Raw genomic sequence first — 15,645 nt, forward strand, 5'->3', positions numbered from 1 at the left:
TCAGGTTTGACCGGAATTTCTTCGAGAAGATGTTATGAGTAGTGGTGTCAACCCTGTTGTCTCGGCCGTCAAACAGTTCGTGTATTCGTATAGTCCATTCTTTCTACCCTTAGGTGTTCTGTTCATTGGGACAGTACTTTCCTATGGCGTGGGAAAGCTGGATATCGAGCATCAGCGCAACATTGATCGCGCCGAAGTCGCAACAAAACTCCACAGTCTGGGTATGCAGCTGGAGGAGCGGATTCGTTTTGCTTTTAGCGAGACCGAGGGTATCGCTCAGTTGCTCAGTACCGATGGTTTCATCTCTGCCACGCATTTCCAGAGTATGGCCCAGAGCGCTATGGACTCGGTGCCGTACATTCGTCACATCGCTATCGCGCCAGACGACATCCTCAGAGTGGTGTACCCGCTCAAAGGTAATGAAAGTATCCTCGGCCTGAATTATCGATCGTTGGTCGACCAGTACCCTCTGCTGGAAAAAGCCCGACTGTCTGGATCTGCATCACTTGCAGGCCCGCTCGAGCTGCAACAAGGCGGACGGGCGCTGATTTATCGCCGTCCGGTTTTCCGTTCCGTGGATAAAGAACACAGGGTGTATTGGGGCAACGTTTCGGTGGTGGCCACTGTCGACCGGTTATTACTGGCCGGTGGAATGAGCGCCGATAACGGTCTTGCCGTTGCCTTGCGCGGGCACGATGGCCTGGGCGCAGCCGGTGGAATAATCCAGGGTGATCCTGGCCTTTTTCATAAGCGTGCGGTCCTTCTCACGGTGGCTATCCCCGGCGGTAGCTGGCAATTGGCTGGCGAGCCAGTGGGTGGATGGCCAACCATTTCGCTGATGGATTCCTCGCTCTTCCTCATGGCCCTGGTCGGAATCCTCTTGCTGAGCATTTTTGCTTTGCAAATCAGTCTGAGCCACCGCCTGATTCGCAAACGTAATACCGAGTTACTGGAAGAAATCAGGGAGCGCCAGATCATAAAGTCTTCCCTGATGCAAAGTGAGGACCGCTTTCGAGCGTTGTTTGAGCGCTCCCCTGATCCGATATGGATCGTCGGGCAGGATGGGCGGATTAACCTGGCGAACTCCGCCGCGCTACAGACGCTGGGTTTCGATCACGACGTGTTTCATGGCATCACCCTGGCCGATATCTCTCCGGCGTTTCAAGCTGATGGGCAAAACTCGGCAGACAAGGCAAAGGCCTTGCTCGCCTTGGCCGATAACGAGGGATCGTTACGCGTTGAATGGCTGCACAAACGCGCGGACGACAGTCTTTTCCCCGCCGAAATGACGTTGTGCGCGCTGCAGTTGGCCCAAGAGAAAGTTACTTATATGGTCGTTCGGGACATCTCCGAACGCAAGAAGGCCGAGGTCGAGCTTGAGCGTCTGGCCCATTTTGATTCGGTGACGGGCCTGCCTAATCGGGTGTTGTTTCACAAGCGGCTAATGCAAGCCATCGAGCACGCGAACTCCCAAGGCAACAGCCTCGCCGTGCTCACCCTGGATCTCGACGGATTCAAGCTGGTCAACGACAGCATGGGCCATCCCCTGGGGGATGTGCTGTTGCAACAGGCTTCCCAGCGTTTCGTTGAGGTGCTCAGGCCAGGCGATATGCTCGCTCGACTGGGGGGAGATGAGTTCGCGTTCATACTCGATGACCTGAGTGGCGCGGAAGATGCCATCCCGGTCGTGCAAAAAATACTCCAATCATTGCATCAATCCTTCGACCTGGAGGGTACTGCGGCACTGATCACGGCGAGCATTGGCGTGGCAATGTGTCCTGAGCACGCATTGACGGCACAAACCCTGCTGACGCAATCCGACACGGCGATGTACGCGGCCAAGGAAGCCGGGCGCAATGATTTCCGTTTCTACCAATCGCAAATGACCACCTCGATCCAGGCCAGAGTCACGTTAGAGGGGGCCCTGCGCCATGCGCTGAAGCACGAGGAGTTCGAGATCTGGTACCAACCCAAGCTCGACCTTGCAAGTGGCCAGGTTGACGGAGCGGAAGCACTGATCAGATGGCGCAGTCCTGAACTGGGACTGATCTCTCCAGCTGATTTCATTCCATTGGCGGAGCGCACGGGCCTGATTATCCCGATCGGGGAATGGGTGCTCGATAAAGTCTGTCGCCAGCTTCAGAGCTGGCGAGAATCCGGGCAATTCAACCAGCGGGTGGCGGTCAACGTCGCGGTCTTGCAAATCGAACGAAGCGATTTCGTTGAAACGGTACGGCTGGCTTTAGAACGCTACAACCTGCCAGCCCGGGCGCTGGAAATCGAAGTGACGGAAAGCCTGGTCATGGATCGCCAGGAACTGGCGCAAGATGTGCTTGGCCAATTGCAATCGATGGGCTTGACGGTGGCGGTCGATGATTTCGGCACAGGCTATTCCTCGCTGGCCTATTTGAAGGATCTGCCGATCGACAATCTGAAAATCGACCGCACCTTTGTTTCGGATCTGCCCCATGGCAAAGCCTACATCGCGATAACCCGGGCAATCATAGATCTGGGACACGCCCTGGGTTTCACGGTGACAGCAGAAGGCATCGAAACCCCCGAGCAACTGGAGTTCTTGCGCAACGCCGGTTGCGATACAGGTCAGGGCTACTTGATCAGTCCACCGATGCCAGCCAGGCATTTCGAGGCTTGGCTGAGGCATGCCGTGGTGCTTGAAAACGGCTGAACCCTGCCTATGTTTCACGGCGCCATTGACTGAATGAAAACGGACCTGATGATCTCAAACCGGATACCGGGCTACTTTGCGCTACGCCTTTAGCAGGCGGTTAAGTCAGTCTGTTGTCAAGCACATCATTTGCGGTAAGCGGCTGTACTGTTGAAATCCTATTACGAAGATCCCGTAACCCGAAAGGGCTGATATCGAAACGTTTCAACCACTGATCTGCCGACCAACCCGTTAGGCGAATTTCCCCGTCATGAGAGCCGCCATGCAAACTCCCAACCGTTTCATATCGAAGACAGCTAAGCAGATGATCAACTAGCACATAGGTGGCAGGGGCCGGGTGTTCTGAGTCACCAATCAAGGATGGACTTGCGCCTGCTTGAACAACATATCCAACCTCATAATCGTATATCGCAAAATGACTCGAAGGCAGATTGCGATGAAGAAATGCCAGGTTACCAATTTGTACTAATCTGGATTCATGAATTACCGTCAGCCAACTTACAGTTTTGATCTTTGATCCTTTGAATTCTGGTCTGTTAGCAAGCAGTGCGGCGGTTCCAACATCCAGTCCCGGCATTTGTTCACTCATGAATGCTTCAGTGGGTTCATTGTTATCTCGTTTTGTTACTGACAAATTGAGGGCATATCCGGCATATCCCTGTTCGGCTCGCAAAAAACGGGCCGAAGAGACGAACAGGCGAATAAAGTCGATGCGGTGTTGTTCAAAAAATATGATCGGGACAGAGAATTCAAGCACGCTCAAATTGTCACCCATTTTTGCCTTCCAACCTCTCTGGCCATATATCGAAAATAGCCAAGGGCTTGCATCCTCCGGCTTCCCTCCACTGGTATAGTAAAAACTCAAATGGTCATCTTCATCCATTTTGTTCATCATGTCAGGTAATGGCTTGGCTTTGCCATATGGAATCAAATTTTTACCTTCGGGTGGGTCTTCTCGCCAAAGCCAAACCAGCGAATCTCCGGCCAACTTCAGGAACTCATTAAAACATTTACATAGTTCCTCTCGTACACCTTTTGTATGAGCATCTTTGAAATATAGGGTTCCGCGAATACACAGGGCCGCGCCGATGTAGTCCTGAGGACCTCCTTTCATCAACAGACTTCCAGGAATCTCCATTGCCCAAGGCAAGCGGGCCATTTCAGAAGCTATATCAAAGTCATCTTGCATCACTGTATATCTCTAGTCAGTAGACGGGAACCGGGCGGGCCGGCGTGAGTATTGGACGAGGACCTTTGCCACGAGATAAGAGCCACAATATTGCAGTGACGATGGTAGTAGCCATCCCGAGCTCCTCGACAGGGACCTTTGAATCTTGCTTCTCTTGACCGCAATCACAATCAGGCGGTCGTAAGGTTACCACCTTGTTTTCGTCTCCCGCGATTTTTGCATAGTCATTGAGCTGTTCTGTTCTTGGGGTGTCCGGGGGGAACTTCATCTCAACAACTTGCTTGATATTGTCCTGTGTCGGTGGTTTTTTCGGATCTATCAGAATCACAACATCCGGGCGGCGAATCATGCCCTTGCCTGCCTTAAATGGCGGATGTTCCGGATCCGTGTCCCAGTACTTTTTTATCCAGCCGGGGATCCAACCATGTGCACCGCTTTTACTTTCACTGTCAAGAATAGGAGAAGGCGGAGCTTTGGTCATGTCATAGCTGATCTCTGGTTTCCATGGGCTTCGTCCTTGGAACTCCATATACACCTTATCCAATTCTGTAAGCCGTTGGGCTACACAGCTTTGTTTTAGTTCTTGCCCGTCTTTACCTATATTGGGTGTTGATTCGCAATAACATATGGCAGAACACAAGACTTTCTTGTCTAAAGGGTCTAGCTGTGGTTGATTTAGCCCTACATCTGTAGTGCGCCCCTTTCCTGAGGTTCCACCTGTTGATAGAGGTGATTGTCCAGTCACACGCTGTCCTCGTAAGTTAGCTCAATTTGCAACACGTGCGATTGGTCGTGAGTGACCCAAGTCGTATATCCTTCACTGTCAGTCAGTTCCGATACCCTATGGCCTGCACTTGAAAAAATGCGAACTGATCGTTCCGGGACTGCCTGCCCAGTGTGACGATCAAATAGTCTGAAACGACCTTTGAATGGTTGTAGTGTTTCGACCGCTCTTGGACGAACCTTCGCTCCATCTCTGCCGGAGGACTTCATTGAATTATTTAACGCAGGTGATATTTCATTGGGGGGTATTGGCGAAGTGGTACTTGAGGCTGCCTTGTCGTTCATCGCTACTCCGATTATCGTTTCTAGCTTCCATACAGAGCCTTCAGCGAGGTAGCGATAGTTTGCTTTAATGCTACGAAGTCTCGCTGAAGCGTTTCGTGCCCGATAGTAGGAATGAACTCTAGCCAACGAGGCCTGCCTTGAAAGTAGGACGGTTCTCTTTTGCTTGAAGGAAGCATCTACAAAGGTCTGTATTTCGCTGTTTCATCCACCTCACTCCCAAAAAAGCGTGCGGCTGTAGGGAGGGCTTTAGTCAATGCTTGTTTGCGTATCGCACGTCGTATCAATCCGGCACAAGGCAGCCTGATTTCCATGCGGCATGGCTCGATAAGCTGCCAAACTTCCGCCTCTTGACAGTCAACGCTTTCAGTAAGCAATAGCAGTCGACGTCGAGCTAGTGGCCTGAGCGGTTAATCCATTAATTTATTTTTATCACACTCAGCTTCGCCTTATGTACCAAGCTAATGAAGGCCTCAGCCGTTTTATTCCATTTGAGCGGTTTGGCTGAATGCGCATTGAGAGCCTCGATAAATTGGCGGATAGCCGACTTCAGGTCGGCGACGCTGGTGAAGGCGCCCCCGGTACAGCGCTAGCCTTTCCAGTTGTGGAACAAGCCTTCCACGGCATCCAGCCAAGACGCACTGGTCGGTGTGAAGTGCAATTTGAAACGCGGATGCTTTTCCAGCCACTGCTGGATTGCAGCCGTTTTGTGAGCATACCGTGAGCCCACACCGTCGCCCTTTGGAGTTGCGGTTCAGCAACCACTCACTGGACTTCATGCCATTACTGAATCATCGGACAGATCGATCGCGCCCCCAATCGCATGCATGAATTGGGACTATCAGATTTTTGAATAGTCCTGTTTTTACGGCTCCGGGTAAAATCCGTCGCCAAGCCCTCTCCTTCTCATTGCATGCCTGAGATTGTCTAGCGGCCGCCAAGCGCGCTGAGAATCAGTACGACAATTAGATACGCCTGGATAGATAACCAACTAACGGACTGCACATGAACGTTTTATATAAGTTGCCATGACCCCTGACCAACGATTTGCGCGCCATGTCCGCTTCGCCATTTTGATATTGACCGGTCTGTTCATCTACTTCCTGGTAGCAGACCTCTATATGCCGCTCACACCCCAAGCGCAATTGACTCGTTCGGTGGTGCGTATTGCACCTCGTGTATCGGGGCAAGTCATAGAAGTGACCGTGGTCAATAATCAGCATGTCGCGGCCGGGCAGTTACTGTTCCGGCTGGATCCCCGGCCCTTTTCTTTAAAGGTCAAGGAAGCGCAGTTGATGATTGAGCGCGCCCGACAGGATTATTCGGAACGTGATGCGAATCTCGGCGCCGCCCAGGCGGACCTGTCAGCAGCCAAGGCTAAAGTTCAGGAGTTGGCAGCCCAGGCGGGTCGCATGCGAACCTTGCATGACAAACACTTCGTCTCCACGCAGTTGCGGGATCAGATCAACGCCAACCTGATGATTGCCCAGGCGCAAGTACGGGCCGCGTCCAGCACCATTGATGAAATCAAGGCACGCCGGGGTGGCCCCGGCGACAACAATATTCACGTCCGTCAGGCGCATAACGCGCTGGAACAGGCCCGGCTGCAACTCGAATACAGCGAAGTCCGGGCTGAACGTGCCGGCGTGGTTGGCAATCTGCAGCTTAGCCCCGGTGCGTACCTTCAGGCCGGCGCAGCCGTCATGGCGTTGGTGGAAGATAATGCCGATGTCACCGCCGACTTCAGAGAAAAGGCCTTGCGTTATGCGCAGCCCGGCACAACTGCCTCGGTCGTGTTCGATGCCCGGCCAGGGGAAATTTTCCCTGCGAAAGTCAGCAACCTGGAGTCAGGGGTGAAAGAAGGACAGATCGACGCAAACGGCGATCTGGCCGCACCGCAGCAATCGGATCGCTGGGTCAGGGATGCGCAGCGCCAACGAATCCACCTGGTATTCAATACTGATCTTCCGCCCTCGTTACCCTCTGGCGCGAAGGCCACCGTGCAGCTCTTTTCCAGCGACAACCGTGTGGCGCGCCTGCTGGGTTCGCTGCAAATCCGCCTCGTCAGTATCATCCACTATGTCTACTGAGCATGGCGAAGCGCATCGCCTGAGCGAAAACGATTTGCGTCAATGCCTGCGCATTGCCGGCGGTGGTTCGCTGGGTTTGTTGATCTGCAAGGTTTTCAATCTGGAGTACGGCGCTTTCTTTTGCGTTTACCCGATGTTGATCCTTGGCCTGGTTCCAACCCTGAATGCCCATCTGGTCCGCCAGTTCCTGGCCCAGGGCGTGGTGGTCAGCCTGGAGGTCGGGGTGCTTTATGGGCTCTTTGGTGACCGACCGGTGTTGGCGGTGCCAGTGGTGTTCCTGTTGTTCCTTTACCGCTTCGCGCTGATGGCGAAAGGGCCGCTGTTTTTCTTCAGCGCTCTGAGCGCGGTGTTTCTCTCGATTTTGCTGCACTTTTCCAGCTATCCGCAAACCGATGTCATCGATCTGCTCTGGTGCAATGGCGCGGCAATATGGCTGTCTGCGGCGATCGCCGGCCTGATGTTTTACCTGTTTCCAGATGTCACTGCGCGCAGTCCCAGACAACCGATAGAAAAAGACCTGCCCAGCCAGCGCCATGAAGCCCTGCTTGGCGCAACGGTCGCTACCGCGTCGTTTGTTGCCTTCCAATGCATGGACTTGAAGGATTCATTGTCCGCGCAAGTGGCAAGCATCCTGATCCTGTTTCCCATGCACTGGAAAGGCGCGCATTTCGCCGGACGCATTCGTGCCATAGGCACGCTGATAGGTTGCGCAGTGGGCTTTATCATGCAGTTGTTGCTCTACAACCATCATGACATTTTGCCCTTGGTTTTAGTGATGTTCTGGGTGGCCTTGATGGTCTGCGCCCGTTGGCATTCGATAGAAAAAGGGGTGCCGGGAATAGGCTTCGGCGCCATCACCACCCTGGCGATTCTGTTCGGGCAGTACCTGACGCCGTCCCATGACATCATGTTCGATATCTTTTATAGATTTACCTCGGTGTCGATCTCGGTAGTCCTGACCCTGATCCTGGTTTTTATAACCCATGGATTTCTTAACCGCTTCACCGTGACTCGACATATGAGCCATTGAAATACTGCCTGGTCTGTATGCAGATACCGAAGGTCACGCTGCGTAGCGGTGAGGCCGATGATTCATCGCAATGATCAGGTTTAACACCACCGCTCCCGCTATGGAGACGATGAGCGCTGACACACTCACCACGTACAGCGAAGCCAGCATGACCACAATGTCCACCATCAATTGCAGTTTGCCGGCACGCAGGCCGAGTCGGTCCTGCAGGTAGAGCGCGAGGATGTTGACCCCGCCCAGGCTTGCCTTGTGCCTGAACAGCACAATGAAGCCCAGCCCCATGATCAGGTTGCCGAACAAGGTGGCATAGATCGGCTGGAGTTGATCGATATGGATAAATCGCAGATGCAGGTCAGTGAACAGCGAAACCAGGGCGACGGCGCAAAAGGTCTTGAGGGTGAACGCCCAGCCCATGCGCCGGATGGCGAGGTAATAGAAAGGCAGATTGATCAGGAAGAAGGCCGTACCGAATGAAACCTCCCAGGTGTAGTGGATCAGGAAGGCCACCCCCGCCGTACCGCCGGTGAGTGCACCCGCCTGGCGTAGCAGCATGATGCCGAACGAGACCATCAACGTGCCGACGAGCACAGCCAGAACATCTTCCAGCAGGGTGTGCTGCACACGAGAAACTGAAGTGACATCAACCATACAGATTGCTCAATCGCCGGAAATTTCGTGGGCTGGATTGATCGTGAGCATCCGCAACAGGATCCAGCCGCAGACGGCTGAATCCTGTTGCGGATGCTCACGATCAATAATTCACTACTGAACCAGCAGGCAGGCCACCAGGCCCGCCCACAGCAGGCCGGCCATAGACCAACCGCCGACCGGCCCTGAACGAACATCGTCCACGGCTACCGGGCGCCTGGAATTGACAAGATATGCCGCAAAGCACTCGGCATTTTGCTCAAGGTTGCCAGCGTTGACTTCAAACATAAGAATCGCCCCATTGGTGCGACACATCACTGCGCTGGATCAAGGTTCCATAGCATGCGTCATGTCGATTGCACAAATGCGGGTCGCCACCTGAGGCCCGGCCCGCCTGGTATGGCCAGCAGCGCAGCAGGTTTGATGATTCGCTTCGCTGATGGAACTCGACCTTATGCAATCCATTAATCATGCCAACCATTAACTGGCGGTTCATCAAGGCGCTGGAATCATTCGGGTAGTTTTAACCCCGGATTGACGGGTGAATTAAACCCTGACTCAGGGTAGTAAGTACCATGGCCTGGTGTGTAGCGGGAACGGTAGGCAAAACCGATGATCCGATCAGGTGACCCTGGATTTCCGATAGGGATAGCTGGCTCTACAAGGAGCAGCCGGTCGACGCTCGATTGCTCGCGATGACGGCCTGACAGCCGCCCTGGATCTCGCGGATGTACCCAATCAAATGTGGGAGCGAGCTTGCTCGCGAAGCGATGTATCCGTCAACATGGATGTTGAAGGTGATGGCCTCTTCGCGAGCAGGCTCGCTCCCACAGGTTGCACACCTTAACTGACTGGCATTAGGACAAACCCCCTTCGCCTGACCTAACGCCCCCTACGCCCCCCGGGATGACGCCGTCACAGACACTACCGCTTTGCTGCGCAGCGAACGCCGAATGCGTCTCCAGCCCAGTACCACACCGGTGAGGCTGATCAGCATTCCGCCTGCGCTGAACAGGATCATCCAGGCGTCCCATAACGGGCGACTCGCCAACAGCGGCAACCAGTCCCAGCTGTGCAACAAGGAAAACAACCAGCGCGATGCACGTCGTGGCTGGTCGAGTTGGCCGACAATCGCGCCGGTATACAGATCCAGGTGCAGCCAGGTCTGAGCGGGGTCGTCGAGGCGCACCCGCAGCATGGGCAGGCGTTTTTCCAGGTGGCCGAGCATGCTTTGCTCGTCACGCCCGTAGTAATAGAAGTCGAAGGCTTGCACGCGTTCCACGGCCATCTGCCCTTGTGGCAGGACCGCCCGGGCCGCTTGCTCGAGGATGCTCTGGCTGAACTGGCCACTGACCCGCCCGTCACTCATGGACAGCACGCGCGTCTGCCCTGCCCCGTCATAGGCAATCAGGTAACCCTTGCCCGCGATCAACCGCCATTCCAGCTCACGAGCCTTGAGGCCGTCTCGCTCGAAGCGCTGCAGCGCCTCGCCGGTCGCCATGGGAAAAGCCTCGGCGCTAAGAGCACCGCCTTGATAGGCAGCCACCGACAAAGGTTGAGCGCTACTGAATATCTTCCAGGGGTTCATCGACATCAGCCCACTGAAGATCCAGGTAATGGCCAACACGCCGAACAACAGACCGCCCAGGTGATGCCAGCGGGCGAAGCCCTTGTAGGGCGAGCGCGAGCCACTTCGATAAGGCCGCTGAAAACGCCAGCGCAGCACGCCGACCGTCAGGCCAAACGCCGTCATCAGCGTCGCCGCCAGTGACAGGTAAATCACAATCTGGGTCCAGGCAGCGTCCAGGCCGATGCCGCGTAACGGGTACAACCAGTGCAGCCAGGTACCGACCCAGTTCCAGGCGCGCTCCTGGGCGGTGGCGTCACGCACCACTTCGCCGGTCTGGCCGGAGACGTACAGCAAGCGCTGCTCGGCGTCCGCCAGTTCGACTCGCTGTAGCGGCCGGTCAGCATCCAGTGCCCGGGACAAGCTCCAGACATCCTCCTGCACCAGGCCACGACTCTGCACCGCCGCCGCGGGATCGAACTGTCGGGCGGCTGCCAGGGCCTGTGCTTGCGAGATCGCCGGCACCCGCACGCCGGTACGGGCATCGACTGCGACATTGGCCTGGCCCGGATAACTCAACAAATAACGAGGCTCACCGGCCACCGTGCTCAGCCGGATACTCTGCGGCACCTTGTCAGGCCCGGCAGCTTGCAGCACCTGCGCCAGGCCCACGCAGCAGTGCTCCAGTTGCAGTTCCGGCAAATGCGCCAGGTGCTCGCGAGGCGTGAGCTTGGGATAGCCGACATACATCATCACCACGCCGGACATGAACCACAGCGCCATGAACAGGCCGATGAAAATGCCCAGCCAGCGATGCCAGAGATAGAGATAACGTTTCATAACGGTGTATTCCTGAGTTGACCGGGTCAGCTACACGACCCATGACCTGCATCCGCCGGCCTACGCCTCAGCGCGAAAAAGACAGAAAACCGACGACGAAAAAACAAGCAGCGACCGGCTAACGAAGCCGTGCGCTTGCAAGCATCAACTCAAAGGGGAAGCGCGAGGGTTGGCCGATGGCCAGGAATATCGGGGAGGCGCCTTGCAGCGCAGCTCATGGCCATGGCGCGGCTTTTGTCCGATCCGTAGCAGCCAGGCCAGGCAAAACAGCAACGCGATGCTCAAGGCCACCGAGGAACAGACCGGACAGGAAAACAGGCTGGCCCAGTTGCTGGCCGACGGGTCACTGAATTCGGTGTCCAGCGTTGGACCCTTGTTACCCAGCGCCGAGCAAAACTGACCGCCCACGCCATTGAGCTCAAGGCCCATCATCTGCCCATGCCCCAAACCGCAGGCAAACACATTGAACAGGACACAAAAATACAAGGCCCAGGCAATCAGCGAGCGATCTGCGGAGATCCGTTTCATGGCGGCGACTTTAACACCGAAGACTATGGGGATGAAAAAAGTCTGCTGACGTGTTGGCACCAAGGTTTTCCAAAGGGCCGTCAGTGCCCGTTTTATAGCCCCCCGCCAAGGGATGGACAAGAGTAAAGAAGCCAATGTGTCGACAATATTGTTGATTTCGCCCAATAAAATCATTATGTTTCGCCTGCGTTGCGAGAATGTGTCGACAATAATCACTATCAACGATGAATGATGCACTTCGCACGGAAGCCAAAATGGCGCAGATGCAGATCTGCTGCCCTCTCGCTTTGCGGGACAGAACAGGTTTTGTAGGAGCAGCTAAATTTGGCGGTTACGGGCGGTCACCCTCGATTGCCGAAACTGTTCCTGCTTTTATTTTGCGGACAAGGCTCGGCCAGCTACCCGCCCCTCGTGCACTCAGCAAAGTGCGGCAATGACAGGAGATACCCAGTGCTTGAAGCCTACACCCGACATTTACTGGCACGCGCCGAAGAAGGGCTCCCGCCCTTGGCGCTGAACGCTGATCAAACCGCCGGCCTGGTCGAGCTGCTGAAGAATCCTCCGGCTGGCGAAGAAGCTTTGCTCGTTGACCTGATCACCCATCGCGTTCCACCAGGCGTGGACGAAGCCGCCTACGTAAAGGCCGGTTTCCTCTCTGCCCTCGCCAAAGGCGAAGCAAAATCCCCTCTGATCGACAAGAAACGCGCGGTTGAACTGCTCGGCACCATGCAGGGCGGCTACAACATCGTGACCCTGGTCGACCTGCTGGACGACGCCGAACTGGCGCCCGTCGCCGCCAAGGAACTCAAGCACACCCTGCTGATGTTCGACGCTTTCCACGACGTCGCGGAAAAAGCCAGGAACGGCAACGTTCACGCTCAAGGCGTACTGCAATCCTGGGCCGATGGCGAGTGGTTCAAGAATCGCCCAGTGCTGGCCGACAAGATCAGCCTGCGCGTGTTCAAGGTTACCGGCGAAACCAACACCGACGACCTGTCCCCCGCTCCCGATGCCTGGTCCCGTCCTGACATCCCGCTGCACGCCCTGGCGATGCTGAAAATGGCCCGCGACGGCATCGTGCCGGACCAGCAAGGCGCCATCGGCCCGATGAAGCAGATCGAAGAAATGCGCGGTCAAGGCTTCCCGATCGCCTACGTCGGCGACGTGGTCGGTACCGGTTCTTCGCGTAAATCGGCGACCAACTCGGTGCTGTGGTTCTTCGGCGACGACGTTCCTTACGTACCGAACAAGCGTGCCGGCGGTTTCTGCTTCGGCAACAAGATCGCTCCGATCTTCTACAACACCATGGAAGACGCCGGCGCACTGCCAATCGAATTCGATGTCTCGAACATCAACATGGGGGATGTGATCGACCTGTACCCGCATGCTGGCAAAGTCTGCAAGCACGGTACCGACGACGTCATCACCCGCTTCGAAATGAAGACCCCGGTACTGTTGGACGAAGTTCGTGCCGGCGGCCGTATTGCGCTGATCATCGGCCGTGGCCTGACCGAGAAGGCTCGTACCGAGCTGGGCCTGCCGCCTTCGAACCAGTTCAAACTGCCGCAAGCCCCGGCTGAAAGCACCAAGGGTTACACCCTGGCACAGAAAATGGTCGGCAAGGCGTGCGGCGTGACGGGTGTTCGTCCAGGCACCTACTGCGAACCGAAAATGACCACCGTCGGTTCCCAGGACACCACCGGTCCGATGACCCGCGACGAACTCAAAGATTTGGCGTGCCTGGGTTTCTCCGCCGATCTGGTGATGCAGTCGTTCTGCCACACCGCGGCCTATCCAAAACCTGTGGATGTGACGACCCACCACACCCTGCCTGATTTCATGCGCAATAGAGGTGGTGTTTCGCTCAAGCCTGGCGACGGCATCATCCACAGCTGGCTGAACCGCATGCTGCTGCCGGACACCGTCGGTACCGGTGGTGACTCGCATACTCGCTTCCCGATCGGTCTTTCATTCCCGGCGGGTTCCGGATTGATCGCGTTCGCCGCAGCCACCGGCGTCATGCCGCTGGACATGCCAGAATCGGTCCTGGTGCGTTTCAAAGGCAAGATGCAGCCGGGCATTACCCTGCGCGACCTGGTTCACGCCATTCCTTACTATGCGATCCAGGCCGGCCTGCTGACCGTGGAAAAGAAAGGCAAGATCAACGCTTTTTCGGGGCGCATCCTGGAAATCGAAGGCCTCGACAACCTGACCGTCGAACAAGCTTTCGAACTCTCCGACGCCTCCGCCGAACGCTCCGCTGCCGGCTGCACCATCAAACTGCCGGAAAAAGCCGTTGCCGAGTACCTGACCTCGAACATCACCCTGTTGCGCTGGATGATTAGCGAAGGCTATGGCGATGCACGGGCTCTGGAACGTCGCGTGCAAGCGATGGAAGCCTGGTTGGCCAATCCTGAGTTGCTGGAAGCCGACAAGGACGCCGAATACGCCGAAGTGATCGAGATCGACCTGGCCGACATCAAAGAGCCTGTGCTCTGCGCGCCGAACGACCCCGACGACGCCTGTCTGCTTTCAACCGTTCAAGGCCAGAAGATCGACGAAGTGTTCATCGGTTCGTGCATGACCAACATCGGTCACTTCCGCGCTGCCGGCAAGTTGCTGGAACAGGTCGAGGGTCGGTTGCCAACCCGTCTGTGGCTGTCGCCGCCGACCAAAATGGACGCTCACCAGCTGACCGAAGAAGGCTACTACGGCATTTACCGCAAGGCCGGCGCACGCTTGGAAATGCCAGGCTGCTCGCTGTGCATGGGTAACCAGGCACGCGTAGAGCCGAACGCCACCGTGGTGTCGACGTCGACCCGTAACTTCCCGAACCGTCTGGGCGACGGCGCGAACGTCTACCTGGCTTCGGCCGAGTTGGCGTCTGTCGCCTCCATCCTGGGTCGTCTGCCGACCGTCGAGGAGTACATGGAATACGCCGGCAAGATCGACAGCATGGCGGCCGATGTTTACCGCTACCTGTCCTTCGACCAGATCGCCGAGTTCCGTGAAGCGGCTGCGAACGCCAACATCCCGGTCGTTCAAGCCTGACGCCTGTGGCGAGGGAGCTTGCTCCCGCCGGCCTGTCCGCGCTCGGGCGCAGCAATCGTAAAATCAGCCCCCGCATTCCATCTGGATACTCGCGGTGGCTGATTTTCGGGCCGCTTCGCAACCCAGCGGGAGCAAGCTCCCTCGCCACAAAAAAACGCCGCCCATCGTGAGATGAGCGGCGTTTTTTCATGCCTGTACGAAGATCAACCGTCTGGGCGACGGCGCGAACGTCTACCTGGCTTCGGCCGAGTTGGCGTCTGTCGCCTCCATCCTGGGTCGTCTGCCGACCGTCGAGGAGTACATGGAATACGCCGGCAAGATCGACAGCATGGCGGCCGATGTTTACCGCTACCTGTCCTTCGACCAGATCGCCGAGTTCCGTGAAGCGGCTGCGAACGCCAACATCCCGGTCGTTCAAGCCTGACGCCTGTGGCGAGGGAGCTTGCTCCCGCCGGCCTGTCCGCGCTCGGGCGCAGCAATCGTAAAATCAGCCCCCGCATTCCATCTGGATACTCGCGGTGGCTGATTTTCGGGCCGCTTCGCAACCCAGCGGGAGCAAGCTCCCTCGCCACAAAAAAACGCCGCCCATCGTGAGATGAGCGGCGTTTTTTCATGCCTGTACGAAGATCAACTGTGTGGGCGTACTCGCGGGGTGTCAGTAGGCACTTGTATTGACTGACACACCGCCTTCTCGCAGCCCCTCAATTGTCTGGGTACATCCGCGAGAGCCAGGCCGGCTGTCAGGCCGCCTCGCTTTGGCTCTGGCTTTTGCTTTGGCTTTTGATCCTGATCTTGATCTACCCGCCCCTTCGGCAGGCCGAGTGGAGGTGTTCATCAGGGGGGTGGCGCGTAGCGCCGTCAGCGCAGCTGACTCCGCCGCATTGCGGCGCCCCCTGATGGACACCGGAGCGAGGGAACACCGAGCCTTGGCGAGGTGCCGAACGCTTGGGG

10 protein-coding genes and 2 pseudogenes are annotated in these 15,645 nt (G+C 56.5%); 5 read left to right on the forward strand and 7 right to left on the reverse strand.

From position 1 onward, the window contains the following. Positions 1 to 34: 34 nt before the first annotated feature. Positions 35 to 2,686 (forward strand): EAL domain-containing protein, encoded by a 2,652-nt coding sequence (locus F8N85_RS24010; protein ID WP_150805998.1) that lies wholly within the window; start codon positions 35 to 37, stop codon positions 2,684 to 2,686. A 100-nt stretch (positions 2,687 to 2,786) separates the two neighbouring features. On the opposite strand, the gene F8N85_RS24015 is transcribed toward F8N85_RS24010, so the two are convergent. From F8N85_RS24015 to F8N85_RS24025, 3 genes and pseudogenes are all read right to left on the reverse strand, one after another. After that, the gene (locus F8N85_RS24015) at positions 2,787 to 3,875 is read right to left on the reverse strand and encodes a type VI immunity family protein (protein ID WP_150806010.1); all 1,089 of its coding nucleotides are present in this window, start codon (positions 3,873 to 3,875) and stop codon (positions 2,787 to 2,789) included. Between the two features lie 16 nt (positions 3,876 to 3,891). Then, positions 3,892 to 4,620, reverse strand: coding sequence for a VRR-NUC domain-containing protein (locus F8N85_RS24020; protein ID WP_150805999.1), 729 nt, complete (start codon positions 4,618 to 4,620; stop codon positions 3,892 to 3,894). A 738-nt stretch (positions 4,621 to 5,358) separates the two neighbouring features. Next, positions 5,359 to 5,652 (reverse strand): annotated as a pseudogene (locus F8N85_RS24025) (transposase); the annotation flags it as partial. A 316-nt stretch (positions 5,653 to 5,968) separates the two neighbouring features. Here F8N85_RS24025 and F8N85_RS24030 point away from each other — a divergent pair. Both F8N85_RS24030 and F8N85_RS24035 read left to right on the forward strand, forming a co-directional pair. Beyond that, complete coding sequence (locus F8N85_RS24030) at positions 5,969 to 7,030, forward strand: HlyD family secretion protein (protein WP_150806000.1); 1,062 nt, start codon at positions 5,969 to 5,971, stop codon at positions 7,028 to 7,030. After that, positions 7,020 to 8,060 (forward strand): DUF2955 domain-containing protein, encoded by a 1,041-nt coding sequence (locus tag F8N85_RS24035; RefSeq protein ID WP_150806001.1) that lies wholly within the window; start codon positions 7,020 to 7,022, stop codon positions 8,058 to 8,060. The genes F8N85_RS24030 and F8N85_RS24035 overlap by 11 nt, the downstream gene beginning before the upstream one ends. A 33-nt stretch (positions 8,061 to 8,093) precedes the next feature. Here F8N85_RS24035 and F8N85_RS24040 read toward each other — a convergent pair whose 3' ends face one another. The 4 genes from F8N85_RS24040 to F8N85_RS24050 all read right to left on the reverse strand — a co-directional run bounded on the left by F8N85_RS24040 (position 8,094) and on the right by F8N85_RS24050 (position 11,643). Beyond that, the gene (locus F8N85_RS24040) at positions 8,094 to 8,708 is read right to left on the reverse strand and encodes a YitT family protein (protein ID WP_150806002.1); all 615 of its coding nucleotides are present in this window, start codon (positions 8,706 to 8,708) and stop codon (positions 8,094 to 8,096) included. Between the two features lie 114 nt (positions 8,709 to 8,822). Further along, positions 8,823 to 8,996, reverse strand: coding sequence for a hypothetical protein (locus F8N85_RS34620; protein WP_191636245.1), 174 nt, complete (start codon positions 8,994 to 8,996; stop codon positions 8,823 to 8,825). A 604-nt stretch (positions 8,997 to 9,600) separates the two neighbouring features. Next, positions 9,601 to 11,115, reverse strand: coding sequence for a PepSY domain-containing protein (locus F8N85_RS24045; protein ID WP_150806003.1), 1,515 nt, complete (start codon positions 11,113 to 11,115; stop codon positions 9,601 to 9,603). Positions 11,116 to 11,259: 144 nt separating this feature from the next. Further along, positions 11,260 to 11,643, reverse strand: coding sequence for a DUF2946 domain-containing protein (locus tag F8N85_RS24050; protein ID WP_150806004.1), 384 nt, complete (start codon positions 11,641 to 11,643; stop codon positions 11,260 to 11,262). A gap of 450 nt (positions 11,644 to 12,093) precedes the next feature. Between F8N85_RS24050 and acnB the strand changes: the two genes are divergently transcribed. Both acnB and F8N85_RS34625 read left to right on the forward strand, forming a co-directional pair. Beyond that, the gene (gene acnB / locus F8N85_RS24055) at positions 12,094 to 14,694 is read left to right on the forward strand and encodes a bifunctional aconitate hydratase 2/2-methylisocitrate dehydratase (RefSeq protein WP_150806005.1); all 2,601 of its coding nucleotides are present in this window, start codon (positions 12,094 to 12,096) and stop codon (positions 14,692 to 14,694) included. 205 nt (positions 14,695 to 14,899) lie between these two features. Beyond that, positions 14,900 to 15,118: pseudogene (locus tag F8N85_RS34625) on the forward strand (hypothetical protein); the annotation flags it as partial. Between the last annotated feature and the right edge of the window lie 527 nt (positions 15,119 to 15,645).

Origin of the sequence: Pseudomonas fluorescens (assembly GCF_902497875.1) — a bacterium.
Classification (GTDB): Bacteria; Pseudomonadota; Gammaproteobacteria; order Pseudomonadales; family Pseudomonadaceae; genus Aquipseudomonas; species Aquipseudomonas fluorescens_BR.